The organism is Blastomonas sp. 34TW (assembly GCF_059803595.1).
Genome location: NZ_JAPFGW010000002.1, coordinates 72831 through 98229, shown reverse-complemented (window position 1 = coordinate 98229; position 25399 = coordinate 72831). Strand labels below are relative to the sequence as shown.

The following is a 25399-nucleotide window of genomic DNA, read 5'->3' as shown; positions in this document are numbered from 1 at the left end:
GCATGACGGTGGCGGCGGAGCAGAAGAGCTTTTTCCATCCCGACGTGCTGACCAGCCCCTTCGCCTTCTATCAGGAGCATCTGGCGACCGAGCCGGTCTATCACGACAAGGCCAGCGGCCTGTATCTGGTGCTGAGCCACAAGCTGGTGAGCGAGGCGACATCACGCACCGACGAATTTTCGAACAATTTCCAGGCGGTACTCTCGGGCGCGCGGTCGGAAGATCCCGAAGTCAAGGCGATCCTGGAAGAAGGCTGGCCGCAGGTCGATACGCTGCTGACCGCCGATCCGCCGGTGCACACGCGCTTTCGCAAGCTGGTCAACCTCGCCTTTTCCGCGCCGCGCGTGAACAAGCTCGAGGCCCATATCCGCGAGATCGCGCGAGACCTGATCGACAGGATGCTGGCGAAAGACGAAATCGAGTTCGTGCGCGATTTCGCGATGCCGCTGCCGATCCGCATGATCTCCGAACAGCTTGGCCTCACCCATGTGCCGCCGGAAACGATCAAGCGCTGGACCGATGCCTTTGTCGACCGGCTCGGCGGCATGGTGCCCAAGGAGCGCGAGCTGCAATGCGCGCGCGAGGTGGTCGAATTCCAGCACGCGATCAAGGCGCAGATGGACCAGCGCCGCGCCAGTCCGACCGACGATCTGCTCTCCGATCTCGTCCATGCCGAGATCGACGGCGAACGCCCGCTCGACGATGGCGAGCTGCTCTCGATCGTGCAGCAATTGCTGGTTGCGGGCAACGAGACGACCACCGCGACGCTTGCAGAGGGCATCATCCTGCTCGCGCGCAATCCCTCCGAACTCGCCAAGGCCAAGGCGGACCCGAAGATCATACCCAACATGATCGAGGAAATGCTGCGGCTGGCCAGCGCCTCGTCCGGCATCTGGCGGGTGATGAAAGCGGACGCCGAGCTGGGCGGCGTGACCCTGCCCAAGGGCGCGATGGTGATGATGCGCTATGCTGCGGCCAACCGCGATCCCGAACGCTATGATGAGCCCGACCGATTCCTCGCCGACCGCGCCAATGCCCGCACGCATCTCGCCTTCGGGCGCGGCATCCATATGTGCGTCGGCAATATGCTCAGCCGCAAGGAAATGACCGTGGCGTTCGAGGAGCTGTTGCCGCGTATTTCGGGCATCACGCTGACCGACGAGGCGGCCATCGCCTATCCCCCCAACATGATGCTGCGCGGACCCGTATCCGTGCCGGTACGTTTCGAGCCGCGCGCATGAATTTCGATTATGACGAGAACCAGCTGCTGTATCGCGCCTCGGTCGAGCGGTTTCTCGAGGGCAGCGACATTGCTGCGCGCAAGGCGCAGCGCGCGGCGCCAGGCGGCATCGACCGTGCGCGCTGGCAGGCCATGGCCGAGCTGGGGCTGACCGCCATGGCGCTCGCCGAGGACAAGGGCGGTCTCGGCAGCAGCCTGCTCGATCTGGTCGCGGTGGGCGAAAGCTTCGGCCTGCGCATCTCTTCGGACAACTGGCTGGAAAACGCCGTTCTTCCGATGCTGCTGGCAGGATCAGGCCTCGCTCGGGACGATGCGCGGATCGACGCGCTCGCCTCGGGCGGGGCGATTGCCGCGCTGGCGCTGTTCGAGCCCGAGGGGCGGCATGTCACGCTGCCGCGCAGCACGACCGCCAAGACCACTGCCGGCGGCTTCGTGCTGCAAGGCGAAAAGAGCTTCGTGCTGGGGGGCATGGCGGCGGACTGGCTGCTGGTGAGCGCCGCGACTGAGAGCGGACCCGCGCTGTTCCTGATCGCTTCCGATGCGCCCGGCGTGCACCGGCGAGGCTATCGCGTGGTCGACGGCAACGAGGCGGCGGAAGTGCGACTGCTGGGCTGCGAAGTTGGAGCCAAGGCACGGCTGGCGCTCGAATGGGAGGCGGTCGAGGCCGCGCTCGCCACCGCGCGGCTGGTCGCAGCCGCCGAAATGGCGGGGCTGGCGCAGCGGCTGTTCGACGATACACTCGCCTATGTCCGCCAACGCGAGCAATTCGGCCAACCGATCGGACGGTTTCAGGCGATCCAGCACCGCATGGTCGAGGCCTATGCCCGCGTCGATCAGGCGAAAAGCGCGCTGATCGCGGCGGTAACCTCCGGAGCGCCGGAGGACATCGCAGGGATGAAGGCGGTGGTTGCCGAGGCCGCGCTGGCCATCGGGCGCGAGGCGGTGCAGCTGCACGGCGGCATGGGCACCACCGACGAGCTCGAGATCGGCCATGCGCACAAGCGCGTCCTTCTGCTGTCGCAATGGCTGGGCGATCCAGCGAGCGGGCTCGATGCCTATGTGCAGGTCGCGACAAGGGCTGCAGCATGAGCGCCGCGGTTCCGGTCGCCGAGGGTCTGTGGACCGACGAGCCGCAGCCGCGCCTGATCGGCGGTCGCCATGCGCAGACGGGGGAGATCGTCTTTCCGATGCCTGGGGGCGATGCTGCGCAGCATTTTGCGCCGGTGCCGCTCTCGCGCACCGGGACCTTGTGGTCGTGGACCAGCCAGGATTTCCGCCCCAAATCGCCGCCTTACGCCGGACCGGAGCAGTTCGTGCCCTTCCTCATCGGCTATGTCGAGCTGCCCGGCGAGGTGATCGTCGAGACGCGAATCGAGGGCGCGGTTCTCAGCGATCTCAGGCTGGGAATGCCGATGGAGCTGGTGCTGACCGAGTTCGCGCCGGGGCGGACCACCTTCGCGTTCAGGCCTTCCGCATGATCCAGCCCACCACCTCCCGTTTGTCCCGAACGCGGAAAAGCTCGAGAGCCCTCTTTCCATGACCCAAGTCCACATAATCGGCGCAGGCATCCACCCCTTTGGCCGCACCGATGGCCGTTCGGGCCGCGATCAGGGCGTGTTTGCGGTGCAGCGGGCACTTTCCGACGCGGGGCTAGCATGGACCGATATTGAATGCGCCTATGGCGGCTCGGAAGCGGCGGGCAATGCCGATATCATGGTCAACGAGCTGGGGCTGACCGGCCTTCCCTTCATCAACGTGTCGAACGGCTGCGCGACGGGGGGCAGTGCGCTCGCCTCGGCGCGCAATGCGGTCGCCTCGGGCCAGTGCGACATCGCGCTCGCGGTCGGGTTCGACAAGCACCCGCGCGGCGCGTTCAACGCCAAGCCGGGCGACTGGGGCCTGCCCGAATGGTATGGTGAGACCGGCATGATGCTGACCACGCAGTTCTTCGCGCTCAAGATCCAGCGCTACATGCAGCTGCACGGCATCAGCCGCGCAACGCTCGGCAAGGTCGCGGAAAAGGCGTTCCGCAACGGCACCCTGTGCGACCATGCCTGGCGGCGCTCGCCGGTCGATCTCGAAACGATCCTCAATGCGCCGATAGTCAACGACCCGCTGACCAAATACATGTTCTGCTCGCCCGCCGAGGGCGCGGTCGCGCTGATCATCGCGTCGGAGAAAAAGGCGCGCGAACTGGGCGCGGACGGCGTGAAGATCGCCAGCATTGCGGTGCGCACGCGTCCGCCCGGGTCGTTCGAGGTGTTCGCGCCTGCAATCAGCGTCGAGCGCGGCGGCAAGCCGACCGAGCTGGCGAGTCAGGCGGCGTACGAAGCCGCAGGCATCGGCCCCGAGGATATCGATGTCGCGCAGCTGCAGGACACCGAATCGGGCGCGGAGATCATGCACATGGCCGAGAACGGCTTCTGCAAGGATGGCGAGCAGGAACAATGGTTCGCAGAAGGCCGTACCGAGCTGAACGGGCAGCTTCCGGTCAATACCGATGGCGGCTGCCTCGCTTGCGGAGAGCCGATTGGGGCGTCCGGGCTGCGGCAGGTCTATGAGAATGTGGTACAGTTGCGCGGACGCGGGGCTGCGCGGCAGGTGCCGGGCAACCCGAAGACCGCGTACAGCCATGTCTATGGCGCGCCGGGCCTGTCCGCGGTCGCGATACTGGAGCGTTAGGATATGGGATTGATGCAGGGCAAGGTCGCGCTGGTTTCGGGCGGGGCGGAAGGCATTGGCGGCGCGACCGGACGGCGCATCGTCGAGGAAGGCGGCAGCGTCGTGCTCGGCGATGTGCAGTTCGAGAAAGCCAAGGCTTTGGCATCGGAACTCGGCGAGCGCGCGATGGCAATCTCGCTCGACGTGCGCGATCTTGCGCAATGGCAAGCCGCCGTCCAGGCCGCACAGGCGACCTTCGGCAAGCTCACGCACCTGGTCAATGTCGCCGGGATTTCCGAGCCGGGCGCGGTGGTCGATGTTGACCTCGACAGCTGGCAGCGCACCATCGACATCAACCTGAACGGCACGTTCAACGGCTGCCGTGTCGCCATCCCTGCCATAGCAGCGGCGAACGAGCCGGGCGCGATCGTCAATATCGGATCGATGCTGGCGCTGCGCGTCGGCTCCGGCTTTGCCGCCTATTGCGCGTCCAAGGCGGCGGTGACGGCGCTCACCAAGACGATCGCGCTCGACTGCGCCGAAAAGGGCCTGCCCATCCGCGCCAATACCGTGCACCCCGGCGCGATCCGCACGCCGATGTTCGAACGCTATCTCGAGGCTCTTCCCGGCACGGCGGACGAGGTCGAGGCGATGTTTGCCGCCAATCATCCGATGGGCCGCGTCGGCGAGGCAGATGAGGTGGTCAATGCGATTGTCTTCCTGCTCTCCGATCAGGCGAGCTTCACCACCGGGGTCGATTTCACCGTCGATGGCGGCGGCCATTTCCGCAGCTAAGGGAGCGCAGCATGGCAGAACGGATCGATGCGCATTTCGTCGCGGCGGGCAAATATCACGATATCGACTTCGCCCGGCTGGAGGTGCTCAAGCTGCTCGCCGAGCATGACCATATCCGCACCACGGTGGCGCATGATTATCACGGCGTCGAGGAGCGGCTCGCCGGCTGCCGCTTTCTGGTCACCTATACCTGCGACCTGATGCCCAGCGAGGCCGAAGCGGCGGCGATCCGCGCCTTTCTCGAGCGCGGCGGGCGCTGGCTGGCGCTGCACGGGACGAACTCGATCCTGCGCTTTACCGATGCCGGTGTCGACAGCCCCGAAGAGCGGCCCGACGTGATGGACATGCTGGGCACCCAGTTCAAGGCGCACCCGCCGATCGGCGCGCCGTTCACCGTCGAGATCGTCGATGCAGAGCATGACGTGACGCGCGGGATCGACGATTTCGATGTGGTCGACGAGCTGTACCTGATGAAGCAGATGAGCGACATCCGCACGCTCGCGCAGACCCGGTTCGCGGGCGAGGCCACCGGCTTTGTCGATGCACACTGGCCCGAGACCGTGGTGCCCGTCATTTATACCCGCGCGATCGGCCAGGGCGGCATATTGTACAATACGCTCGGCCACTGCCGCGGGCATTACGACCTGCCGGGCATGCAGGACTTCTACCCGCATCCGGAAAAATGCGCGTGGAACTATCCCGTTTACTACGAACTGTTGCGCCGCGGCATCGCCTGGGCGACCGGAACTGGCGGAATCTGACTGATGGACATGGACTTCACCCCCGACGAGCTTGCCTTCCAGGCCGAGGTGCGCAGCTTCCTTGCATCGCACCTCAACGCGCGGTTGGTCGAAGGGGCGAAACGCACGCCCGGCGTGTTCGTCGAGCCCGATATCGGCCTCGAATGGCAGCGCATCCTGCACGAAAAGGGCTGGCTCGCCATCCACTGGCCGGAAGAGGATGGCGGCACCGGCTGGACCCCGGTGCAGCGCTATATTTTCGAAAAGGAATGCGCGCTGGCGGGCGCACCGGCGCTGGCGGTGCTGGGTCTGAAGCTGGTCGGTCCGGTGATCTGCCGCTTCGGTACGCCCGAGCAGAAGGCGCGCTTCCTGCCGCGCATCCTCTCGGCCGAGGATTACTGGTGCCAGGGCTATTCGGAGCCTGGATCGGGATCGGACCTTGCCAGCCTGAAGACCCGCGCGGTGCTGGAAGGCGATAGCTACCGCATCAACGGCTCCAAGATCTGGACCACCCACGCGCATTACGCCAACTGGATGTTCTGCCTGGTCCGCACCGATCCAGAGGTCTCGGCGCAGCGCGGCATCACCTTTCTGCTCGTGCCGATGGACCAACCGGGCGTCACCGTCACCCCCATCGTCACCATGGCGGGCGATCATGAGGTCAACCAGGTTTTCCTCGACGATGCGAAAAGCCATGTCGGCAACCGCATCGGCGAGGAGGGCCAGGGTTGGACGATCGCCAAGTTCCTGCTCGAGAATGAGCGCGGCGGATCATGCTTCGCGCCCAAGCTGATCGCCGATATCGACCAGCTCGCGCTCACCGCCGCCAAGGTGCCCAGCGGCACCAATGGTGCGCTGATCCACGATACCGAGATTGCGCGCAAGCTCGCCTCGCTGCGGCTGCGGGCGCGCGCCTTCGAGATCAGCGAGCTGCGCATCCTGGCCGAGATCGCCAAGGGCCGCCCGCCGGGTCCGCAGACCTCTTTGATCAAGCTGTTCTCGGCGAATCTCAGGCAGGAGCTCGACACGCTGGCGATGGAAATCCACGGGCTCGCCGGGTTGCAGCTGCCCGCAGAGCGCCCGCTCTACGGCAACGAAGCGCCCGAGCCGATGGGCAGCGTCGAGGCGCAGATGGCGGCGGGCCGCTATCTCAATTCGCGCGCCTGGACGATCTTCGGCGGGTCGGACGAGGTGCAGAAGAACATCATCGCCAAGACCGTGCTGGGCCTATGAACGTGCTGGGCCTGTGAACGTGCTGGGGTTGTGAGGCGGCACCCAGGCGTGCCACACTCGCCCAAACCCCTCCGCTCAGCCTGAGCTTGTCGAAGGCCCCGCGACCACGCTGCCCATCTAGCGTGACCTTCGACAGGCTCAGGCTGAGCGGTGTTGAGTGCAGACAAGAACAAACAGGAGAGCCCCTGAATGGACATCACGCAGATCATGTACCGCCCCGGCCTGATGCAGGGCGAACGCATCCTCGTCACCGGCGGCGGCACGGGGCTGGGCAAGGTGATGGCCGAAGCGTTCCTCTATCTGGGGGCCGAGGTGCATATCTGCGGGCGGCGCGGCGCGGTGCTGGAAGCGACGGCGGACGAGCTGATGACGAAGCATGGCGGCACCGTGGCTGCGCATGTCTGCGACATTCGCGACGCTGCGTCGATCGATGCGATGGTGGCTAGCATCTGGTCGCAGCATGGGCCGCTCACCGGCCTCGTCAACAACGCCGCGGGCAATTTCATCAGCCGTACCGAGGACCTCAGCGTCAATGGCTTCAACGCGATTTCGGACATCGTGTTTCGCGGCACGTTCTACATCACGCACAATGTCGGCAAGCGGATGATCGCGGAAGGCATTCGCGGCAATTTCCTCGCGATCCTGACCACCTGGGTGTGGAACGGCGGGCCCTTCACCGTGCCCTCGGCCATGTCCAAGGCGGGGATCAACGTGATGACGCAAAGCCTTGCCACCGAATGGGGCCGCTATGGCCTACGCTTCAACGCGATCGCGCCGGGCACTTTCCCCACCAAGGGCATGACCGAGCGGCTGTCACCCGGGAACTCGCAGGGGCTGCAGGGCCAGAATGCCGATCGCGGCAACCCGATGGGCCGGGTGGGCGAGATGCACGAGCTGGCGAACCTCGCGGTGCTGCTGATGGGACGCGGCGCGGATTATATCAACGGCCAGACCATCGCCATCGACGGCGCGGGCTATCAGGCCAATTCGGGCAATTTCTACCAGAGCCTCTCGCGCATGGACGACCAGCAATGGGCGGACATGGCGGCGATGATCCGCGGCGCGAACGCCAAGGACAAGGCAGCGCGGACGACAGGATAAGGCCGGTGCGGACCTTTTGTCACACTGGCCGCAAAAAGCACCCGTCTGCCTCGCAATCCGTAGCGTTAGCCCGCATCCTCACCTAGTCTCGCCCGCAGGAGAGACGGATCGAATCAAGGGGAACACCATGATCGAGACACATGCGAAATTCAGCGAGAATCTGGAAGCTCGCAACAGCCCGTTCAACACGCTGGCGCAGCGCGTCACCATACGCCGGGTCGAGGATATCCGCGACGCCGCCATCGCGCTGCACGAGATGGCGCAGGCGCGCGGGTTCCGGGTGGCAGCCTGCGACGACATCTCGTCCAAGGAACCGATGGTCGATGCCGATGGCGCGATCATCAACGGCGAGATCTTCGGCTGGATGGCCGACGGCGAGCGCTGGTGGGAGGATACCCGGCTCGCGCTCAACTCGCCGCTGCCGCGCGCCTGCCGCTACGAGAGCGAGCCCTTCTGGTGCAACGAAACCGGCATGTACGGCCGCTGGCGCAACGAATATCTCGAGGAAATGGACCTCTCTGATTTCCGCAAGCGCTCGCTGGTGCATGCCGCGATCGTCGTGCCGGTGCACCTGCCCTTCGGCCAGATCTCCGCGGTCAGCTTCACGCCGATGGACCGGTCGCTCACCGACCTATCCGAACTGTTCGAAAAGCATGCCGACCTCATGGCCTCGATGACCCGCCGCTTCATCGCAGGTTACGTGATGGTGATGCGCACCAAGCGGCGGATGCCGGCGGACTGCATGCTGTCGAAGCGCGAGGTCGAATGCCTGCGCTGGGCGGCGATCGGCAAGACCGACAAGGAGATCAGCATGATCCTCGACCGCAGCCACGCGACTATCCGCTACCACATCCACCGCGCGGGCGAGAAGCTCGACGCGGTCAACCGCAGCCAGACGATCTTCAAGGCCGGGCAGCTGGGCTATCTGGGGGCGAGCGATTAGCCTTCCAAATCCTCCCCGAGCTTGTCTCGGGGAGGGGGACCGCCGACCGAAGGTCGGGGTGGAGGGGAAGCGGGATGGCACATTTGCCTATGACTTGCGCAAACCCGCTGCCCCTCCACCACCCGCTACGCGGGCGGTCCCCCTCCCCCAGCAAGCTGGGGGAGGATTTTATGTTGCATCACCCCAACACCCGCACCGGGTCGCTTCCGTCCCAGCTCTTCGCCGCTTCAGCAATCATCCCGAAAAAGCCATCGCTGCCGCTCGCCGGTTGCAATATCTCCACGATGGCCCCGGCATTGGGCCGTGTGGCGGCGGGGCCGCAATCGGCATAGATCACCGCGCCGTCCGCACCCACCTTGCCTTCGACCAGCACCAGCCCGCCGCCCGATTCGACCGCCGCGCGCGCGGCTGCAATATCGTCGGTGAGCAGGCAGACATGGTGCATCGCCTGCCCGCCCGGCCAGTAATCGCCGCGGTAGATCGAAGGCGCGTCATTGTCCTGGCGGATCAGCTCGATCTGGACGTCGCCCCATTGCGCCAGCGCGATGGTGAAGGTGCAGTCGGAGGGTTCGCCCATGAAGCGCGCGTCCTCGAGCCGGATTCGCTCCATCACGAAGAACGGTCCCACGCCGATGTTGCTGGTCCAGTGGCGGAGCGCCGCATCGAAATCGTCCGGCACGAAGGCGATCTGCATCGGCTTGCCGATCGCGGCGATCGTGGCGTTGCGCATGGTGGCACTCCTTCCCCTCACTAAACCAATAGTGTCCTTGGCCTTCCCTCTTCTGGCATGGTGCCCGCAATTGCCATTGTCCAATTTGGGAGGCCCCGATGGCCGAACGCGATCCTTCCGACAGCCTGACCCCGGACTGGGCGGCGTCGCGCAAGCTGCGGGCGCGCGAGATTCGCCGCAAGATCGTCGCGAACGTGGCGAACCGAACCACCGACATGGCCGATGGTGCGCTACCGCTGCACAAATCCATATACATCGACGAAGCGCGCTTTCAGGCGGAGCGCACGCATCTGTTCCTGGGCCAGCCGCTGGTCGCGGGCCTTTCCGGCGACATTCCCGAACCCGGCGACTTTCTGGTGTTCGATGCCGCCGGCCCCTCGATCCTGGTCATTCGCGGCAAGGACGGGGTGGTGCGCGCCTTCCGCAATCTATGCACCCATCGCGGCGCGAAGCTGGTCGAGCAGGCCGAGCCGTTTACCGGCAAGGCGAGCCGCATCTCCTGCCCGTTCCACGCCTGGACCTTCGACAATCTGGGCAGGCTGGTCGGCCAGCCGGGCAAGCCGGGCTTTGCCGATTGCGCCATCGGCGCGCGCGACCTGCTCGAACTGCCGTGCAGCGAATATCTGGGCCTCATCTTCGTGCGCGCGTCCGAGGGCGAGCCAATCGATGCCGCGGCACATCTGGGCGAGTTTGCCGACCAGCTCGCGCTGATCGAGCTCACCCGCGCAGTGCCGGTGAAAAAGGGCATATTGACCGCCGATTCGAACTGGAAATTCGCGCTCGACACCTATGGCGAGGGCTATCATTTCGCTGCGCTGCACAGCTCGACCATCGGCCAGACGCATTATAACGACATTTCGGTGCTCGAACGCTTCGGCCGCCATCACCGCATAAGCTTTCCCGACAAGACCATCGGCGATCTGGTCGGCAAGGATGAGGCCGAATGGCCCGATACCGAATATGGCGGGGTGCATTATCTCTTCCCCAACACGGTCATCTTCTTCGGCGCGGTGACCCCCGGCGTCTATTTCACGCAGGTGTTCCGCCTGTTTCCCGATGGCGTCGGCAAGACGCGCTGCCAGTTTGGCATGTATGCGCCGTTCGCGATCATCGACGAGGATTATCGCGGCGTGTGCGAGATGGCCTATGATGCCACCGCCACCGTGGTGCAGACCGAGGATTATCGCGTCGCCAGCCACGGCTATGCCAATCTGCTGACGGCACCTGCGGACTTCCACGTCGTGCTGGGCGCCAACGAAAGCGCACCCCAAGCGGTGCACCAGCATATTGCAGAGGCGATCGGGATGCCTTTGTAGTCCACTTATCCGGTCCCCCGCGAAGGCGGGGGACCGGCAAAAATGAAACAGGAGAGCAAGCCCATGGAAGATGCGAGCCGGCCCTACCCCGCCGACCGCTGCCCAGCGATCACCGTCGACGAGATTCTCGATCTCGACAGCCGCGAGGTACCGCCCGAGGTGCGCGGCGACAGCTGGCGCGATCTGGGCACCGAGCCGGTCACCGCGGAGCGCTATACGAGCGCTGCGTTCTTCGAGGCGGAAAAGAAGCACATGTGGCCGAACGTGTGGCAGATGGCCGCGCGCGAGGACGAGCTGCTGCAAGCCGGCGATTATGTCGTCTACAACAATGTCGGGCGTTCCTATCTGATCGTCCGGCAGGATGACGGGTCAGTGAAGGCCTTTCACAATGTCTGCCTGCACCGCGGCCGCAAGCTGCGCACCGAAAGCGGATCGGCGGACGATTTCACCTGCCCGTTCCACGGCTTTGCCTGGAAGACCGATGGCGGCCTGAAGCACATCCCATGCGAATGGGATTTCCAGCATCTGAAGGAGCGCGACATGAGCCTGCCCGAGCTGCGCGTCGAGCGCTGGCAGGGCTTCATCTTCGTCACCGAAAGCAGCAAGCAGGTGAGCTTGCGCGACTATATGGGCGCGGAAGTCTATGACCGGTTCGCGCGCTGGCGGCTCGACGAATGCTATACTGCCCTTTGGGTCGGTAAGGTGATCAACGCCAATTGGAAGGCGGTGTCCGAGGCGTTCATGGAGGCCTGGCACTCGATCGTCACCCACCCGCAGATCCTGCCCTATACCGGCGATGCCAATACCCGCTATTCGATGTGGGGCGACCATGCGAACCTCGCGCTGACCCCGTTCGGCCTGCCCAGCCCGCATCTGGCGGCGGACAACCTGTCCGAAGACGATATCATCGCCGCGTTCAGCCGCACCTCGGGCCGCTCGGCCTCGCTGGAGGGGCGCAAGCTCGAGCAGGGCGAGACTGCGCGCAAGGCGATGGCGGAGATCAACCGCGCCAATTTCCTCGATGCGCTGGGCTATGACAGCGCAGGGATATCCGACAGCGAGATGCTCGACGCGTTCACTTACAACATCTTCCCCAACCTCTCGCCCTGGGGCGGGTTCGTGCCCAATATCGTCTATCGCTGGCGGCCCTGGCCCGACCAGAATGCGACACTGATGGAGGTGCGCCTGCTGGGCCGCAAGCCCAAGGATGGCGCAATGCCCGAAGCGGCGGAAATGCGCTTCCTCACCCCCGATGAGCCGTGGGCCACGGTCACCGAATGGGGCGCGCTGGGCGAAGTGTTCGACCAGGACATGGAGAACCTGCCCTATGTGCAGGAGGGCCTGATCGCGTCTGCCAACAACCGCGTCGAGCTGGGCCGCTATCAGGAGGGGCGAATTCGCCAGTTTCACCAGACGATGGACAAGTATCTGGCGGGGCAATTGCCTTGAAAATGGCGGCACTGCTCCAAGCCCCCAAACGCCCCACCTCCGTTTGTCCCGAGCGAAGTCGAGGGACGTATTCGGAGAGGGTTGTGAAAGGTCCCTCGACAGGCTCGGGACAAACGGAGATTTGAATGACCTTCCAGGGCCCAGCAGAAGACCAGATCGCGATCCGTGCGCTGATCGACAGCTATAGTGACGCGGTGTTCCGCCGCGATGCGCAGGCCTGGGGTGCGACCTGGGCCGAAGATGCGCTGTGGAACCTGATGGGCACCGAGGTGCGCGGGCGCGAGGCGATCGTCGGCTTGTGGACCCAGGCGATGGCGGGCTTTCCCTTCGTGGCCTTTTTCGCGCAGATCGGTCAGCTCGCGATCACCGGCGATCATGCCACGGGCCGGGTTTACACGCACGAATATCTCGAACTTGCCGACGGATCAGTCAGCCGTCCGATCGGCCAGTATCTCGATGTCTATACCCGCACCGCCCAAGGCTGGCGCTTTGCCGAGCGGCATTTCAGCATCCTCAAGGAGACCCAGGCGAAATGAGCATCGTGATTGCAGGCGAAGTCGATTTCCCTCCCGAGAACCGCGATGCGGCGCTGGCGGGCGCGAGAGCCCTGATCGATATGGCGCTCGCCGAACCGGGCTGCCGCCATTATGCCTGGAGCGCCGATCCGCACGATCCGGGCCGGGTGCATGTGTTCGAGGAATGGGACAGCGCCGACGAGTTGCAGGCGCATCTCGAGGGCGAGGCCTATCGCGGCATGCTGGGGCATCTGTCGCAGTTCACGATCCTCAATGCCGATACGCGCAAATACCGGTTCGACCTGAAGGAACCCGTCTATGGCCCCGATGGCGTCGCCACCGCACGCTTTCTGAGCGAGGCCGCAGCATGACCGATCTCACGGGCAAGACCGCGATCGTCATCGGTGCCGCGGGCGATCATAACATGGGCCAGGTGATCGCGCGGGCGCTCGCCGCCGCCGGGGCGAAGACAATCGTCTCGGGCCGCAAGCGCGACCCGCTCGAAGCGCTGGCGAGCGAGATCGGCGGCGAGGCGGTGTCCTGCGATCTGACATCGCGCGCCGATGTCGATGCGCTGTTCGATGGCGTCGCGGCACGCCATGGCCAGGTCGATATCGCGATCAACGCCACCGGCTGGGGGCTGATGAAGCCCTGGGCCGATGTCACCGACGCGGATCTGGCGGCGATGGTCGCGCTGCAGTTCACCGGCGTGCACCATATGCTGAACGCCTGTCTGCGTACCATGACGGGCGGCGGATCGGTGATCCAGATCAGTTCCGCCACCACGCAATGCCTCATTTACGACCATGCCGCCTATATCGGCACGAAGGCTGGGTCCGAGGCGCTGATCCGCTGCTTTGCCAACCAGTACGGGCCGATGGGCATCCGCGCCAATGTGGTCTCGCCGGGGCTGACCGCGACGCCGATGGCGGCCGCCGCCGTGGCGACGCCCGGGCTCGAGGCGGCGTTCGCGAAGGAATATCCGCTGGGCCGGATCGGCACCGCCGACGATATCGCGCACGCGGTGCTGTGGCTGTGCGACGATCGTACCTTCGTGACCGGGCAGAACATCCAGGCCAATGGCGGGCTGACGCTCAGGCGCAATCCGCGGCCCGAGGAAATCGCAGCCTCGGTGGGCGCGGCGATGGCGGCTGCGGCGCAATAGAGGCGGTTTTGCCCCCGATGCGCGCATCTGCTGGCACATTGCAAACGTAACGCTATAGTGCCGCACAATCTGCCCGCGCATTCGGGTCGCAATCAGGGGCCTTACACCTAGTGAAAAAAGCTGCAGTTATCGGGTCCGGCTTCGGCGGGCTGGCGCTCGCCATCCGCCTGCAATCCGCCGGAATCGCCACCACCGTCATCGAAAGCCGCGACAAGCCCGGCGGCCGTGCCTATTTCTGGGAAAAGGACGGGTTCACCTTCGACGCCGGCCCGACCGTGATCACCGATCCGCCTTGCCTGGAGGAACTCTGGGCGCTGACCGGCCACCATATCAGCGAGGATGTCGACCTCGTCCCCGTCATGCCTTTCTACCGGCTGAACTGGCCCGACGGCACCAATTTCGACTATTCGAACGACGAAGCGAGTCTCCGCGCCGAGATTGCCAAGCTGAACCCCGAGGATGTCGCCGGCTATGACCGCTTCCTCGACTATAGCGCGGGCGTGCATGACGAGGGCTATCTCAAGCTCGGCCACAAGGCGTTTCTCGACTTTGCCAGCATGATCAAGGCCGCACCGGCGCTGATGAAATATCAGGCCTGGCGCTCGGTTTATTCGATCGTCTCCTCGTTCGTGAAGAACGAGAAGCTGCGTGAGGCGCTGTCGTTCCATACGCTGTTGGTCGGCGGCAATCCGATGAAGACCAGCTCGATCTATGCGCTCATCCACAAGCTGGAAAAGGACGGCGGGGTCTGGTTCGCCAAAGGCGGCACCAACCGGCTGATCGCGGGCATGGTCAGGCATTTCGAACGGATCGGCGGCACGCTGCGCCTCAATGACCCGGTCACCGAGATCGAGACCATGGGCGACAAGGTCACCGGCGTGGTGACCAAGAGCGGCTGGCGCGAAAGCTTCGACGCGGTCGCCAGCAATGCCGATATCATGCACAGCTATCGCGACCTGCTCGGCAAGTCGGGCCGGGGCAAGCGCGCGGCGGCGAGCCTCAAGCGCAAGCGCTTCTCGCCTTCGCTTTTCGTCGCGCATTTCGGCATCAAGGGCGACTGGCCCGGCATTCCGCACCACATGATCCTGTTCGGCCCGCGCTACAAGGGGCTGCTCGACGACATTTACGATCATGGCGTGCTGGCCAAGGACTTCTCGCTCTACCTGCACCACCCGACCGTCACCGATCCCTCGATGGCACCGCCGGGGCACAGCACCTTTTACGTGCTCTCGCCGGTGCCGCATCAGGGCAAGCTGCCGATCGACTGGAAGGAAATGGGCCCGATCTACGAGAAGCGCATTCTCGACGAGATCGGCCACAGGCTGATCCCCGACATTCACGAGCGGATCGTCACCAGCTTCCACTATACGCCGCAGGATTTCAGCACCGATCTCAACGCGCATCTTGGCAGCGCCTTCAGCCTCGAGCCGCTGCTGACGCAAAGCGCGTTCTTCCGCACGCACAATCGCGACGATGCGATCCCCAACCTCTATTTCGTCGGCGCGGGCACGCATCCGGGCGCAGGCATTCCGGGCGTGGTCGGCAGCGCCAAGGCGACCGCGACGCTGATGCTCGAGGATATGCTATAAGCTAAAAAATCCTCCTCGAGCTTGTCTCGGGGAGGATTTCATGCGGGCCATCGCTAACCACGTCCGCTCAGCCTGAGCCTGTCGAAGGCCCCGCGCCCTGCGGCAGCATTTGCTTTTGCCTTTAACGAGGCTGACAGGCTATATCCGGCAACCGACATCACGAGGCCTTCGACAAGCTCAGGCTGAGCGGGACTGGGTGCGCCTGCGTGCAGATACGGAGCCCTTTCATGCACACCGGATCATGCCTGTGCGGTGCGATCGCTTTCACCGTCTCGGCACCGCTCAAGGGCCCCGATGCGTGCCATTGCGGCCAGTGCCGCAAGCAGTCGGGCCATTACTGGGCCTCGACCGACGTCCGGCGCAGCGACCTTGCCATCACCGGCGAGGAGCATGTCCGCTGGTACCAGTCGAGCCCCAAGGTGCGGCGCGGCTTTTGCGGTACCTGCGGCAGCTTCCTGTTCTGGGACCCGCCGCATCGCGATTCGATGGCGGTGGCGATGGGCGCGTTCGATGCGCCCACCGACACGCATCTGCACGTGCATATCTTCACCGCGCACAAGGGCGACTATTACGATATCGCCGACGGCCTGCCGCAGGAATGAGCGCAACCAATCCTCCCCCAGCTTGCTCGGAGAGGATTTAGTGTCAGCGAGGGTTGCCCCGCCCCGCATTTCCGGCGATGGACCGCCGGACACCCTAATCAGGAATCACCATGACCGCCCCTTTCAAGCGCCTGGCCGTCTATTGCGGCTCTGCCACCCCTGCCGACCCCGTTTATATCGAAACCGCGCGCATGGTCGGTGCGACACTCGCCAATCGGGGGATCGGCGTGGTCTATGGCGGCGGACGGCTGGGGCTGATGGGCGCGACCGCCGACGCGGCGCTTGAGCTGGGCGGCGAGGTGATCGGAATCATCCCCGAGGCGCTGGTCCGGCCCGAAGTCGCGCATCAGGGCTGCACCGAGCTTCATGTCGTTCCCGGCATGCACGCGCGCAAGCAGGCGTTCACCGATCTGTCCGATGGCTTCATCGTACTGCCCGGCGGCGTCGGCACCATGGACGAGCTGTGGGAGGCGATCAGCTGGTCGCAGCTCGGCTATCATGACAAGCCGGTCGGGCTGCTCAACGTGAACGGCTTTTACGACCAGCTCATCGCCTTCAACCGCCACATGATCGAGGTCGGTTTCATCCGCCCGCAGCACGCGAACATCCTGATCGTCGACGACACGCTCGACGGTCTGCTCGCCAAGATGGCGGCATACGAGCCGCACCAGTCGATCTTCTCGATGACGACGGATGATCTGTAATGAATCTCCCCTCCCCTTCAGGGGAGGGGTCGGGGGTGGGGCTGTGACCTTTTCCCCCACCCCAACCCCTCCCCTGAAGGGGAGGGGCTTTGATCGCGCTGCCCTGGTTGCCCATGCGCGCGATTCGATCGCGCGCGGGTCCAAATCCTTCGCGCTCGCCTCGAAGCTGTTCGACCCTGTCACCCGCGAGCGCGCCTGGCTGCTCTATGCCTGGTGCCGCAAGTGCGATGACCTCGCCGACGGGCAGGACATGGGCCATGGCATGAGCGCGGTCGCCGATGCGCAAGAGCGCGTCGCCTATATCCGCGAACAGACCGATGCGGCGCTCGCCGGCGCGCCGACCGACGATCCCGCCTTTGCCGCGCTGGCGCTGGTCGCCAGCGAATGCCGCCTGCCCCGCGCGATCATCTTCGACGTGATCGAGGGTTTCGCGCTCGACGCGGATGACTGGCGTCCGCGCAGCGAGCACGACCTCTATCAATATTGCTATCATGTCGCAGGCGCCGTGGGGCTGCTGATGGCGATCGTGATGGGTGTCGACCCGGGTGACGAGGAAACGCTCGACCGCGCCTGCGATCTCGGCCTTGCCTTCCAGCTCGCCAATATCGCGCGCGACCTGTCCGAGGACGATTCGGTGGGGCGCTGCTATCTTCCGGTCGAATGGCTGGCCGAGATGGACATCCCGCCCGGCCAGCACATGAAACCCTGGCTGCGCCCGCAACTGGTGCCGCTGGCGAAGCGGCTGGCCGATCGGTCCGAAGCGCACGAGGCATCCGCGCGGGTCGGTGCGGCGCGGCTGCCATTCCGCGCGCGCTGGGCGGTGCTGGCGGCGGCGGGCATTTATGGCGATATCGCGCGCGAGGTGCGCCGCCGCGGTGCGCAGGCCTGGGACCACCGGGTCATCACCACGCGCGGGCAGAAGATCGGATGGGTCGCGCGCAGCCTGGCTCAGGCGATGCGAACCCCGGTGCCGGTCAGCCGCGAAGGCTTGTGGACGCGTCCGCGCAACCCAGCGGCTTGATCACGCCGCCTTTGCGGCGCGCAGCCGTTCGGCCATCGGATAGATTTCCTCATGCTCGCGCTCGATCCGGTCGGCCAGCGCCGCGAACACCCTGGCGGATTCGGCGCGAAAGCCATCGGCATCGGCAAGCAGCGCATCGGCGCGCTTCCAGCGGTCGACAAAATCGAGAAAGGCATCGGCAAGGCCGCCCATTTCCTGCCAGTAGCGTTCGGCCGTGCGCGCCACGGCGGGATCGCTGGCATTGCGCAGCGCGGGGTAGAGGATCTCGTCCTCGAGCGCGAGATGGATGCGCAATATGCCGGTCAGTCGCGCGAGCATCAGCGTGATCTCGACCGCTGCAGGCCGGTCCCAGATCTGGAGCGAGCGCGCCTGGATGTCCTGCACGATGGCAAGACTGGCTTCATGCTGCGACTGCAATTGTCCGATGCGCCAGTTCATGACCGTGCGTCCTCCCCGCACCGATGAGCCATCGGAGCAATGATCGGGGCTAAACCAGTTTGGTTAAGGCGCGGCTAATGCCGATGGCACCGCGATAAATGCTATCGATTTCAGTTCTGCGCTTGCCAGCAAAACTGGTTGCAGATAGAAACCCAATATGCGTTTCGTCACCGCGCGCCCTTACGGCCCCCTCACCCTGTCGCTGATCGTCGGCGCTTCGCTGGCGCTGTCCGCCTGTTCGGGCGGCAAGGACGAACCCGCGCCCGTCGCGGCGGACAAGGTCTATCCCGTGACCATTGCGCAAGTGCAGCCCGCCAGCACCTCCGCGCTGATCACCGCAGCGGGCACCGTTCGCTATCGCTACGAGACGCCGCTGGGCTTCACGACCGCAGGCAAGATCGCCAGCATCCGTTTCGAGGAGGGCGACCGGGTGATGCCCGGTGCGCTGATCGCGGCGCTCGATGCGACCCAGGTCGGCGCCAATCTGGAAAGCGCCAGGGCCGAGCAGCAGCGCGCGCAGGCCGAACTGGGCCGGTTCCAACAGCTGTTCGAAAAGGGCTGGGTGACACGCGCGCAGCTCGAACGCGCCGAGGCGACCGCGCGCGCCGCGACCGCCCAGGTCAGCACCGCAGGCTTTGCCAGCGGCACCTCGCGCATTCTTGCACCTTCGGGCGGCATCATCCTCGCGCGAAGCGCAGAGCCGGGACAGGTGGTGGCAGCCGGCACGCAGATCGTGGTGCTGGGCGAGACCAGCGGCGGCATGGTGCTGCGCGCGCCGATGATCGACAGCGATATCGCGCGCCTTTCCCCCGGCATGCCGGTCCTGGTGCGACTGTCGGCGGTGCCTGGCGGCGAGATCGAGGGCGTCATCAGCGAGATCGACGCGCGCGCCAACCCCAGTTCGGGCGCGTTCGAGGTGACGGTCGCGCTGCCCGCCAACCCCGCCCTGCGATCGGGGCAGATCGGCACGGCGGAGTTCCGCGTCGCCGCCGCGCCCGATGCGTCAGGCCTCGCGGTTCCCGCGAGCGCCGTATTCAACGTCCGGGCGGACGAGGGCTTTGTCTATCTGCTCGACCCGAAAACCAGCCGGGTGCGTGCCCGCGCGGTGCAGATCGGCCGCATCGACGACAAGGAGTTGATCGTCACCGGCGGCCTCAGGCCCGGCGACCGCATCGTGACCTCGGGCTTGGTGCTGCTGACCGATGGCGCGAAGGTGAAGCCGCTTGCCAGCCGCCAGCCGAGCCGCACCACCGCCGCTGCGGCCCCTGCCGCCGCCGCGGCGCGATGACGCCGACCCGGCGCGCCCCGCAATGAACCTTGCCGCCTTCACCATCGCCCGCTGGCAACTCAGCCTGGTGGCGTTCCTGCTGCTCGCAGCCTTGGGACTCACCTCGCTGCTGACGATCCCGCGCTCGGTCGATCCGCATTTCCCGATCCCCGTGGTCACCGTCATCATCGCACTGCCCGGAGCCGACGCGGCGGACATCGAGCAGACCATCGCCAAGCCGGTCGAGGAGGTGCTGCGCGGCATCGACGATATCGACGAGATCCGCGCGGGGATCACCGACGGCTTCGTCACCGTCACCGCCGAGTTCGACTGGGATGGCGACCCCGACCAGTATTTCAACGATGTCGTGCGCGAGGTGAGCGCGATCCGCAGCCAGCTGCCCGAAGGCATTACCGAGCTGCGCTATCGCAAGGCACGCACCACCGAGGCGGCGGTGCTGCAGCTCGCGATGGTCAGCAAGACCGCGAGCTGGCGGCGGATGCAGAAATATTCCGAGGACATTCGCGATACCTTCGTGCGCTATCCCGGCGTGCGCAACACGGTGATCGACGGACTTCCGCAGCCCGAGGTCCAGGTGGCGATCGACAGTCGCCGCCTTGCCGAGCTGGGCCTCGCCCCATCCGCGATCGCCGATGCGCTGCGCCGCGGCGGCGCGGAGCTTCCGCCCGGCGCGGTGGACAGCGCAGGGCGGCGCTTCAATGTCGAGGCGGGCGGCGCCTATCGCGATCTCGATACGATCGCCAACCTGCCAATCCGCGCAGGCAACGGCACGCTGATGCGCGTGAAGGACGTCGCCGATGTCCGCTGGGGCAATGCCGAGCAGCTCTATATCACCCGCTTCAACGGCGAGCGCGCGATCTTCCTGTCGATCCTGCAGAAGGACGGGTTCGACGTCATCCGGCTCAAAGCGTCGCTCGAAGAGGAGCTCAAGCGGCAACAGGCCAATTTTCCGCCTGATATCCGGCTCGAGCAGATTTTCGACCAGAGCCGCGATATCGAGCATCGGTTGAGCGAACTGACCCGCGACTTCTCGATCGCGCTCGGCCTAGTCATCATCACGCTGCTGCCGCTGGGCTGGCGCGCCTCGGTGATCGTGATGATCTCGATCCCGCTGTCGCTCGCCTCGGGCCTGCTCGCGATCAGCGTGATGGGCTTCAACCTGAGCCAGCTGGCGGTCGCGGGCTTCATCGTGGCGCTGGGCCTGCTGGTCGACGATTCGATCGTGGTGACCGAGAATATCGCGCGGCATCTGCGCATGGGCAAGCGCCGCTCGATCGCCGCGATCGACGCCACACGCGAGATTACGCCTGCGGTGCTCGGCTCGACCGGCGTGCTGATCTTCGCCTTCACCCCGCTGCTCTTCCTGCCCGAGGGCGCTGGCAAGTTCACCCAGTCGTTCATTTACACGATCATCTTCACCGTGTTCGCCTCGCTGGTGATCTCGCTGACGATCATCCCGTTCCTCGCAAGCCGCATCCTCTCGCGCGACGAGGACCCGGAGGGCAATGCGATCCTCAAATGGCTGACGCACCAGATCGAGCGGCTCTATCGCCCGATCCTGCACAGCGCGCTCGACAAGCCGAAACAGACCTTCTGGGCGTCGATGGCGCTCACCCTATCGGCCTTCGCGCTGATCCCGGTGCTGGGCTTCAGCCTGTTCCCCTATGCCGATACCAGCTATTTCCGCGTCACCATCGATGCCGAACAGGGCAGCAGCGTCGCCACCACCGATGCGCTGGTGCGCAAGGTCGAGGGGGTGCTGGCGAAGGAGCCCGATATCAAGGTGCGCGCGGCCAATACCGGCAGCTCGAACCCGCAGGTCTTCTACAATGTCTTCGCGCTCGACCAGCGGCCCAATTTCGGCGAGGTGTTCGCGGTCATGGATGCCTGGCATCCCGATCGCAGTCCGCAAATGATCGCGCGCATCCGCGAGCGGCTCGAGCAGATTCCCGGCGCGCGCTTCAATGTCGAACTGTTCCAGAACGGCGCGCCGATCGCCTCGCCGGTGGCGCTGCGCATCACCGGCGAGAATCTCGACACGCTGCGTGACATTGCTGCAAAGGTGGAGAAGATTCTGCGCTCGACGCCTGGCGCGCGCGACGTGATCAACCCGGTCGCGACCGACGGCATCGACCTGGATATCGGCATCGACGATGCCAAGGCGGCGCTGCTCAACATCGCGCCGGGCGAACCGCGCCGCGCGATCCGCCTGGCGCTGTCGGGCGAGAATGCGGGCACGTTCCGCGATCCCGAAGGCGACAGCTACCGCGTCACCGTGCGCCTGCCGCTCGGCGAGACCCAGCCGATCTCGGCGCTCGACAAGGTCTATGTCGCCAGCCGCACCGGCGAGGCCATTCCGCTCTCGCAGATCAGCACGCCGCGGCTCGAAAGCGTGCCGCCGCAGATCCAGCGCTTCCAGCTCGAACGATCGGTCACCGTCACCGCCAATGCGCAGCCCGGCGCGCTGCCCGCACGGATCAGCCAGCAGGCGATGGACGAGGTGGGCAAGCTGAAACTGCCGCCGGGCTATCGCGTCTCTGCCGGCGGCGAGGCCGAAGCGATCGCCACCGTGTTCGGTGGCTTGGGGCCGATCATCCTGATCGCCCTGTTCGGCATCTTCGCGGTGCTGGTGGCGGAATTCGGCCGCTTCCGCGAGACGATCGTGGTGGCAGGCGTGATCCCGCTCGGCACCTTCGGCGGCTTTGTCGCGCTGTTCGTGACCGGATCGTCGCTCAGCTACATGGCGATCATCGGCTTCGTCGCGCTGATTGGTATAGAGATCAAGAACTCGATCCTGCTGGTCGATTTCACCACCCAGCTGCGCCGCGAAGGCATGGAATTGCGCGCCGCGATCGAACGCGCGGGCGAGGTGCGCTTCCTGCCGGTGCTGCTGACCTCGGTCACCGCCATCGGGGGCCTGCTGCCGCTCGCGCTGTTCGGCGGATCGCTCTACGCGCCGCTTGCCAGCGTCATCATCGGCGGGCTGATTTCTTCCACCCTGCTCTCGCGCATCGTCACCCCGGTCATGTATCTGCTGATCGCGCGCGGCGGAGAAAAGGACAGCGATGCCAAGGCACCGCCGGTGCTGCCGGCCGAGGGTTGAGGTGGTTGTTTTGAGGTTGTCTCGTTCTATGTCTGTAATCAACCAAGGCCCGCTCAGCCTGAGCTTGTCGAAGGCCCCGCTATCTGGCCAGCATGGGTGCGCGGCCTTCGACGGGCTCAGGCTGAGCGGTGTGGGTACAAACTGAAAAGGACAATAGCATGACCGAACAAACCGCCATCATCGCCGGAGGATGTTTCTGGTGCACCGAGGCCGTGTTCAACGACGTGATCGGCGTGAGCAAGGTCGAGAGCGGCTATATCGGCGGCACCACCGAGAACCCGACCTACAAGCAGGTATGTTCGGGCAATACCGGCCATGCCGAAGCGATCCGCGTGACCTTCGACGACGAGCAGCTGAGCTATGCGGACCTGCTCGACATCTTCTTCGCGACGCACGATCCCACGCAGCTCAACCGCCAGGGCAATGATGTCGGCACCCAGTATCGTTCGGCCATCTTTCCGCTCGATGCGGTGCAGCAGGTCGAGGCCGAGGCCGCGATGAGCCGCAACCAGGCGAACTGGCCGTCGACCATCGTCACCACGATCGAGGAACCTACGACCTGGTACCCGGCCGAGGACTATCACCAGGAATATTGGCAGGGCGAAGGCCAGCGCAATCCCTATTGCCTGGCGGTCATCCCGCCCAAGCTGCAGAAACTGCGCAAGAGCTTTGCCGCGCGGGTCAAGGCCTGAGCCCGGCGTGACCGGGTCGCGGCTTGACAGCCGGGCGGCACGCTGCAAGGTCTCGCCTCGGCTGTCGGGGCCGATAAAGAGGACATAACGTGAAGCCCATCCGCAAAGCTGTGTTTCCGGTTGCCGGTCTCGGCACCCGCTTTCTTCCCGCGACCAAGGCCATCCCCAAGGAGATGCTGCCGATCGTCGACCGGCCGCTGATCCAATATGCGGTGGACGAGGCGCGCGAGGCCGGGATCGAGCAGATGATCTTCGTCACCGGCCGCGGGAAGAGCGCGATCGAGGACCATTTCGATATCGCGTTCGAGCTGGAAAAGACGATGAGCGAGCGCGGCAAGTCGCTCGCGGTGCTCGAGCCCACCAGGCTCGGCCCCGGCAATTGCGCCTATGTGCGCCAGCAGGAACCGCTGGGCCTGGGCCATGCGATCTGGTGCGCGCGCGATATCGTCGGCGACGAACCGTTCGCGATCTTCCTGCCCGACGAATTCATGGTCGGATCGCCGGGCTGCATGAAGCAGATGGTCGAGGCCTATAACCGGCTGGGCGGCAATCTGATCAGCGTGCTCGAGGTTCCGCGCGAGGCGGTGTCGAGCTATGGCGTGATCGCGCCGGGCAAGAGCGAGGGCGATGTCACCGAGGTGCTCGGCCTGGTCGAAAAGCCCAGGGTAGCGGACGCGCCGTCGAACCTGATCATCTCGGGCCGCTATATCCTGCAACCCGAAGTGATGCGCACGCTGGAGAGCCAAGAAAAGGGTGCGGGCAACGAGATCCAGCTCACCGACGCGATGGCGCGGATGATCGGCAGCCAGCCGTTCCACGCCGTCACCTTTGCCGGCAAGCGTTACGACTGCGGCTCGAAGGCCGGTTATGTCCAGGCGAACCTGGCGATTGCGCTGGAGCGCGAGGATATGGCCGACGAAATCCGCGCCTTTGCGGTGGATCTGCTGAAATAGCGGTTCAGGATCGGCTCAGCCGGGCTATAGCAATATCCAGCGCGCATGGGCTCAGGCGCGCTGGAGGGTCGCACATATGAAGATTTCGCTGGGGCTTGCCCTGATTGCCCCGCTGGTGCTGACCGGCTGCATTGCGAGTGCAGTTGGCACCGTCGTTACCGCGCCGGTCAAGATCGTCTCCAAGGGCGTCGATCTGGCCACCACCAGCCAGTCCGAAGCCGACGAGAATCGCGGCCGCGCCATGCGGAAGGCCGAGGAGCGGCTGGGCAAGCTGCAGCGCCAGCGCGACAAGGCCCTGCGCAAATGCGACGATGGCGATGACGAGGCCTGCGAACTGGCGCGCGACATCCAGGAGCAGATCGACGAGGAACGCGACCGGGTGATGTAGCCCCGAGAACCATCGTCCCCTGCGCATCATCGCGGGACTGGTCACGAATCGATCCTGCGGTTAAGGGCCAGAACAGGGCGGGCCGTATCGCATGCCGGGCCCCTCGTTGACGAAAGGCCTCGATATTCCATGGATGGACAGCAGCTCTTTTTCCTGATCGCCGCGCTGGTGATCGCGGTGATGATCCTCATCTGGGCCCTGGTCGGGCGCAGCAGCGGCGGCGCAGGCCATCACGACGCCGGGCATGGCCATGACGATCATGGTCATGGCGCGCATGGGCACGACGATCATGGCCACCATCACGGTCACGCCGCCGTCGAAGCCCCGCCTGCGATCATCCCGACCATCGGCGGCGCGCCCGATCCGACCGTCGCGGCGCTCTCCACCGCCGATGTCGATGCCCAGATTGCTGCCCAGGCGCAAGAAGCCCAGGCCAGCGGAAAGCCGCGCATTGCCGCCGCCGTCGGCGAGCCCGACGACCTGCGCAAGATCAAGGGCATCGGCCCCAAGCTGAACACGCTGCTCGGTGAGTTGGGCGTCGCCCGCTACGACCAGATTGCCGCCTGGACCAGTGCCGATGTCGCCGAGATCGATCCCTATCTCGGCACCTTCAAGGGCCGGATCGAGCGCGACGGCTGGATCGAGCAGGCCGGCTTCCTGGCGCGCGGCGACATTGCCGGGTTCGAGGCGAAGTTCGGGAAGCTTTGAAGCTCATCCGTCACCCTGAACTTGT

Annotated in this window: 26 protein-coding genes; 24 read left to right on the top strand and 2 right to left on the bottom strand. The window is 65.3% G+C overall.

The genetic code is table 11. The features are described 5' to 3' along the window. The first annotated feature begins 2 nt into the window (after positions 1 to 2). From OPU69_RS03665 to OPU69_RS03625, 9 genes are all read left to right on the top strand, one after another. On the top strand, positions 3 to 1241 hold the full coding sequence (locus OPU69_RS03665; protein WP_498509381.1) for a cytochrome P450: 1239 nt from the start codon (positions 3 to 5) through the stop codon (positions 1239 to 1241). Next, complete coding sequence (locus OPU69_RS03660; protein ID WP_498509380.1) at positions 1238 to 2329, top strand: acyl-CoA dehydrogenase family protein; 1092 nt, start codon at positions 1238 to 1240, stop codon at positions 2327 to 2329. Before OPU69_RS03665 ends, OPU69_RS03660 begins: the two co-directional genes overlap by 4 nt. Further along, positions 2326 to 2718, top strand: a complete 393-nt coding sequence (locus OPU69_RS03655; RefSeq protein WP_498509379.1) for a Zn-ribbon domain-containing OB-fold protein — start codon at positions 2326 to 2328, stop codon at positions 2716 to 2718. Before OPU69_RS03660 ends, OPU69_RS03655 begins: the two co-directional genes overlap by 4 nt. Positions 2719 to 2776: 58 nt before the next feature. Beyond that, a complete protein-coding gene (locus OPU69_RS03650; protein ID WP_498509378.1) occupies positions 2777 to 3922 on the top strand; it encodes a thiolase family protein in 1146 nt (381 codons plus the stop codon). Positions 3923 to 3925: 3 nt separating this feature from the next. After that, entirely contained in the window at positions 3926 to 4696 is a 771-nt protein-coding gene (locus OPU69_RS03645) for an SDR family NAD(P)-dependent oxidoreductase (RefSeq protein WP_498509377.1), read from the top strand. A gap of 11 nt (positions 4697 to 4707) precedes the next feature. Further along, positions 4708 to 5457: a ThuA domain-containing protein gene (locus OPU69_RS03640; protein WP_060976893.1), complete on the top strand. Its 750-nt coding sequence runs from the start codon at positions 4708 to 4710 to the stop codon at positions 5455 to 5457. 3 nt (positions 5458 to 5460) lie between these two features. Further along, complete coding sequence (locus OPU69_RS03635; protein WP_498509376.1) at positions 5461 to 6669, top strand: acyl-CoA dehydrogenase family protein; 1209 nt, start codon at positions 5461 to 5463, stop codon at positions 6667 to 6669. Between the two features lie 189 nt (positions 6670 to 6858). Next, a complete protein-coding gene (locus OPU69_RS03630; protein WP_498509375.1) occupies positions 6859 to 7770 on the top strand; it encodes an SDR family oxidoreductase in 912 nt (303 codons plus the stop codon). Positions 7771 to 7897: 127 nt separating this feature from the next. Next, complete coding sequence (locus OPU69_RS03625) at positions 7898 to 8713, top strand: helix-turn-helix transcriptional regulator (protein ID WP_208597773.1); 816 nt, start codon at positions 7898 to 7900, stop codon at positions 8711 to 8713. A 178-nt stretch (positions 8714 to 8891) separates the two neighbouring features. Here OPU69_RS03625 and OPU69_RS03620 read toward each other — a convergent pair whose 3' ends face one another. Continuing rightward, on the bottom strand, positions 8892 to 9443 hold the full coding sequence (locus OPU69_RS03620) for a VOC family protein (protein WP_498509374.1): 552 nt from the start codon (positions 9441 to 9443) through the stop codon (positions 8892 to 8894). A 98-nt stretch (positions 9444 to 9541) separates the two neighbouring features. On the opposite strand from OPU69_RS03620, the gene OPU69_RS03615 reads away from it, so the two are divergent. From OPU69_RS03615 to OPU69_RS03575, 9 genes are all read left to right on the top strand, one after another. Continuing rightward, a complete protein-coding gene (locus OPU69_RS03615; protein ID WP_498509373.1) occupies positions 9542 to 10759 on the top strand; it encodes an aromatic ring-hydroxylating oxygenase subunit alpha in 1218 nt (405 codons plus the stop codon). 63 nt (positions 10760 to 10822) lie between these two features. Beyond that, the gene (locus OPU69_RS03610; protein WP_066114769.1) at positions 10823 to 12208 is read left to right on the top strand and encodes an aromatic ring-hydroxylating oxygenase subunit alpha; all 1386 of its coding nucleotides are present in this window, start codon (positions 10823 to 10825) and stop codon (positions 12206 to 12208) included. Positions 12209 to 12333: 125 nt separating this feature from the next. Then, on the top strand, positions 12334 to 12744 hold the full coding sequence (locus OPU69_RS03605) for a YybH family protein (protein WP_066114771.1): 411 nt from the start codon (positions 12334 to 12336) through the stop codon (positions 12742 to 12744). Continuing rightward, entirely contained in the window at positions 12741 to 13094 is a 354-nt protein-coding gene (locus OPU69_RS03600; RefSeq protein ID WP_498509372.1) for a putative quinol monooxygenase, read from the top strand. The genes OPU69_RS03605 and OPU69_RS03600 overlap by 4 nt, the downstream gene beginning before the upstream one ends. Beyond that, entirely contained in the window at positions 13091 to 13888 is a 798-nt protein-coding gene (locus tag OPU69_RS03595) for an SDR family NAD(P)-dependent oxidoreductase (protein WP_498509371.1), read from the top strand. Before OPU69_RS03600 ends, OPU69_RS03595 begins: the two co-directional genes overlap by 4 nt. 110 nt (positions 13889 to 13998) lie before the next feature. Beyond that, positions 13999 to 15477, top strand: a complete 1479-nt coding sequence (locus tag OPU69_RS03590) for a phytoene desaturase (RefSeq protein ID WP_060980189.1) — start codon at positions 13999 to 14001, stop codon at positions 15475 to 15477. A gap of 227 nt (positions 15478 to 15704) precedes the next feature. Next, on the top strand, positions 15705 to 16079 hold the full coding sequence (locus OPU69_RS03585; RefSeq protein ID WP_498509370.1) for a GFA family protein: 375 nt from the start codon (positions 15705 to 15707) through the stop codon (positions 16077 to 16079). A gap of 110 nt (positions 16080 to 16189) precedes the next feature. Continuing rightward, positions 16190 to 16783 (top strand): LOG family protein, encoded by a 594-nt coding sequence (locus OPU69_RS03580; RefSeq protein ID WP_066044307.1) that lies wholly within the window; start codon positions 16190 to 16192, stop codon positions 16781 to 16783. A gap of 43 nt (positions 16784 to 16826) precedes the next feature. After that, a complete protein-coding gene (locus OPU69_RS03575) occupies positions 16827 to 17804 on the top strand; it encodes a phytoene/squalene synthase family protein (RefSeq protein ID WP_498509369.1) in 978 nt (325 codons plus the stop codon). On the opposite strand, the gene OPU69_RS03570 is transcribed toward OPU69_RS03575, so the two are convergent. Continuing rightward, the gene (locus OPU69_RS03570) at positions 17805 to 18242 is read right to left on the bottom strand and encodes a hemerythrin domain-containing protein (protein WP_498509368.1); all 438 of its coding nucleotides are present in this window, start codon (positions 18240 to 18242) and stop codon (positions 17805 to 17807) included. A gap of 157 nt (positions 18243 to 18399) precedes the next feature. Between OPU69_RS03570 and OPU69_RS03565 the strand changes: the two genes are divergently transcribed. The 6 genes from OPU69_RS03565 to OPU69_RS03540 all read left to right on the top strand — a co-directional run bounded on the left by OPU69_RS03565 (position 18400) and on the right by OPU69_RS03540 (position 25374). Further along, the gene (locus OPU69_RS03565; protein WP_498509367.1) at positions 18400 to 19530 is read left to right on the top strand and encodes an efflux RND transporter periplasmic adaptor subunit; all 1131 of its coding nucleotides are present in this window, start codon (positions 18400 to 18402) and stop codon (positions 19528 to 19530) included. 22 nt (positions 19531 to 19552) lie between these two features. Further along, positions 19553 to 22633 carry an efflux RND transporter permease subunit gene (locus tag OPU69_RS03560; RefSeq protein WP_498509366.1) on the top strand — a complete coding sequence of 1027 codons (3081 nt, stop codon included), beginning with the start codon at positions 19553 to 19555 and terminating at the stop codon, positions 22631 to 22633. 158 nt (positions 22634 to 22791) lie between these two features. Next, the gene (msrA, locus tag OPU69_RS03555) at positions 22792 to 23325 is read left to right on the top strand and encodes a peptide-methionine (S)-S-oxide reductase MsrA (RefSeq protein WP_498509365.1); all 534 of its coding nucleotides are present in this window, start codon (positions 22792 to 22794) and stop codon (positions 23323 to 23325) included. 89 nt (positions 23326 to 23414) lie between these two features. Beyond that, positions 23415 to 24278 carry a UTP--glucose-1-phosphate uridylyltransferase GalU gene (galU, locus tag OPU69_RS03550; protein ID WP_498509364.1) on the top strand — a complete coding sequence of 288 codons (864 nt, stop codon included), beginning with the start codon at positions 23415 to 23417 and terminating at the stop codon, positions 24276 to 24278. A gap of 76 nt (positions 24279 to 24354) precedes the next feature. Then, entirely contained in the window at positions 24355 to 24666 is a 312-nt protein-coding gene (locus OPU69_RS03545) for a hypothetical protein (protein ID WP_498509363.1), read from the top strand. Between the two features lie 129 nt (positions 24667 to 24795). Then, a complete protein-coding gene (locus OPU69_RS03540) occupies positions 24796 to 25374 on the top strand; it encodes a helix-hairpin-helix domain-containing protein (protein ID WP_498509362.1) in 579 nt (192 codons plus the stop codon). Positions 25375 to 25399 lie beyond the last annotated feature (25 nt).

Bases quoted from the DNA above. Each gene is read 5' to 3' on its own strand.
- OPU69_RS03600 (WP_498509372.1), top strand. From the start codon at position 12,741: ATGAGCATCGTGATTGCAGGCGAAGTCGATTTCCCTCCCGAGAACCGC.
- OPU69_RS03655 (WP_498509379.1), top strand. From the start codon at position 2,326: ATGAGCGCCGCGGTTCCGGTCGCCGAGGGTCTGTGGACCGACGAGCCG.
- OPU69_RS03560 (WP_498509366.1), top strand. From the start codon at position 19,553: ATGAACCTTGCCGCCTTCACCATCGCCCGCTGGCAACTCAGCCTGGTG.
- OPU69_RS03625 (WP_208597773.1), top strand. From the start codon at position 7,898: ATGATCGAGACACATGCGAAATTCAGCGAGAATCTGGAAGCTCGCAAC.
- OPU69_RS03645 (WP_498509377.1), top strand. From the start codon at position 3,926: ATGGGATTGATGCAGGGCAAGGTCGCGCTGGTTTCGGGCGGGGCGGAA.
- OPU69_RS03570 (WP_498509368.1), bottom strand. From the start codon at position 18,242: ATGAACTGGCGCATCGGACAATTGCAGTCGCAGCATGAAGCCAGTCTT.
- OPU69_RS03665 (WP_498509381.1), top strand. From the start codon at position 3: ATGACGGTGGCGGCGGAGCAGAAGAGCTTTTTCCATCCCGACGTGCTG.
- OPU69_RS03615 (WP_498509373.1), top strand. From the start codon at position 9,542: ATGGCCGAACGCGATCCTTCCGACAGCCTGACCCCGGACTGGGCGGCG.
- OPU69_RS03540 (WP_498509362.1), top strand. From the start codon at position 24,796: ATGGATGGACAGCAGCTCTTTTTCCTGATCGCCGCGCTGGTGATCGCG.
- OPU69_RS03565 (WP_498509367.1), top strand. From the start codon at position 18,400: ATGCGTTTCGTCACCGCGCGCCCTTACGGCCCCCTCACCCTGTCGCTG.
- OPU69_RS03650 (WP_498509378.1), top strand. From the start codon at position 2,777: ATGACCCAAGTCCACATAATCGGCGCAGGCATCCACCCCTTTGGCCGC.
- msrA (WP_498509365.1), top strand. From the start codon at position 22,792: ATGACCGAACAAACCGCCATCATCGCCGGAGGATGTTTCTGGTGCACC.
- OPU69_RS03640 (WP_060976893.1), top strand. From the start codon at position 4,708: ATGGCAGAACGGATCGATGCGCATTTCGTCGCGGCGGGCAAATATCAC.
- OPU69_RS03620 (WP_498509374.1), bottom strand. From the start codon at position 9,443: ATGCGCAACGCCACGATCGCCGCGATCGGCAAGCCGATGCAGATCGCC.
- OPU69_RS03580 (WP_066044307.1), top strand. From the start codon at position 16,190: ATGACCGCCCCTTTCAAGCGCCTGGCCGTCTATTGCGGCTCTGCCACC.
- OPU69_RS03630 (WP_498509375.1), top strand. From the start codon at position 6,859: ATGGACATCACGCAGATCATGTACCGCCCCGGCCTGATGCAGGGCGAA.
- OPU69_RS03610 (WP_066114769.1), top strand. From the start codon at position 10,823: ATGGAAGATGCGAGCCGGCCCTACCCCGCCGACCGCTGCCCAGCGATC.
- OPU69_RS03635 (WP_498509376.1), top strand. From the start codon at position 5,461: ATGGACATGGACTTCACCCCCGACGAGCTTGCCTTCCAGGCCGAGGTG.
- OPU69_RS03595 (WP_498509371.1), top strand. From the start codon at position 13,091: ATGACCGATCTCACGGGCAAGACCGCGATCGTCATCGGTGCCGCGGGC.
- OPU69_RS03660 (WP_498509380.1), top strand. From the start codon at position 1,238: ATGAATTTCGATTATGACGAGAACCAGCTGCTGTATCGCGCCTCGGTC.
- OPU69_RS03585 (WP_498509370.1), top strand. From the start codon at position 15,705: ATGCACACCGGATCATGCCTGTGCGGTGCGATCGCTTTCACCGTCTCG.
- OPU69_RS03545 (WP_498509363.1), top strand. From the start codon at position 24,355: ATGAAGATTTCGCTGGGGCTTGCCCTGATTGCCCCGCTGGTGCTGACC.
- OPU69_RS03605 (WP_066114771.1), top strand. From the start codon at position 12,334: ATGACCTTCCAGGGCCCAGCAGAAGACCAGATCGCGATCCGTGCGCTG.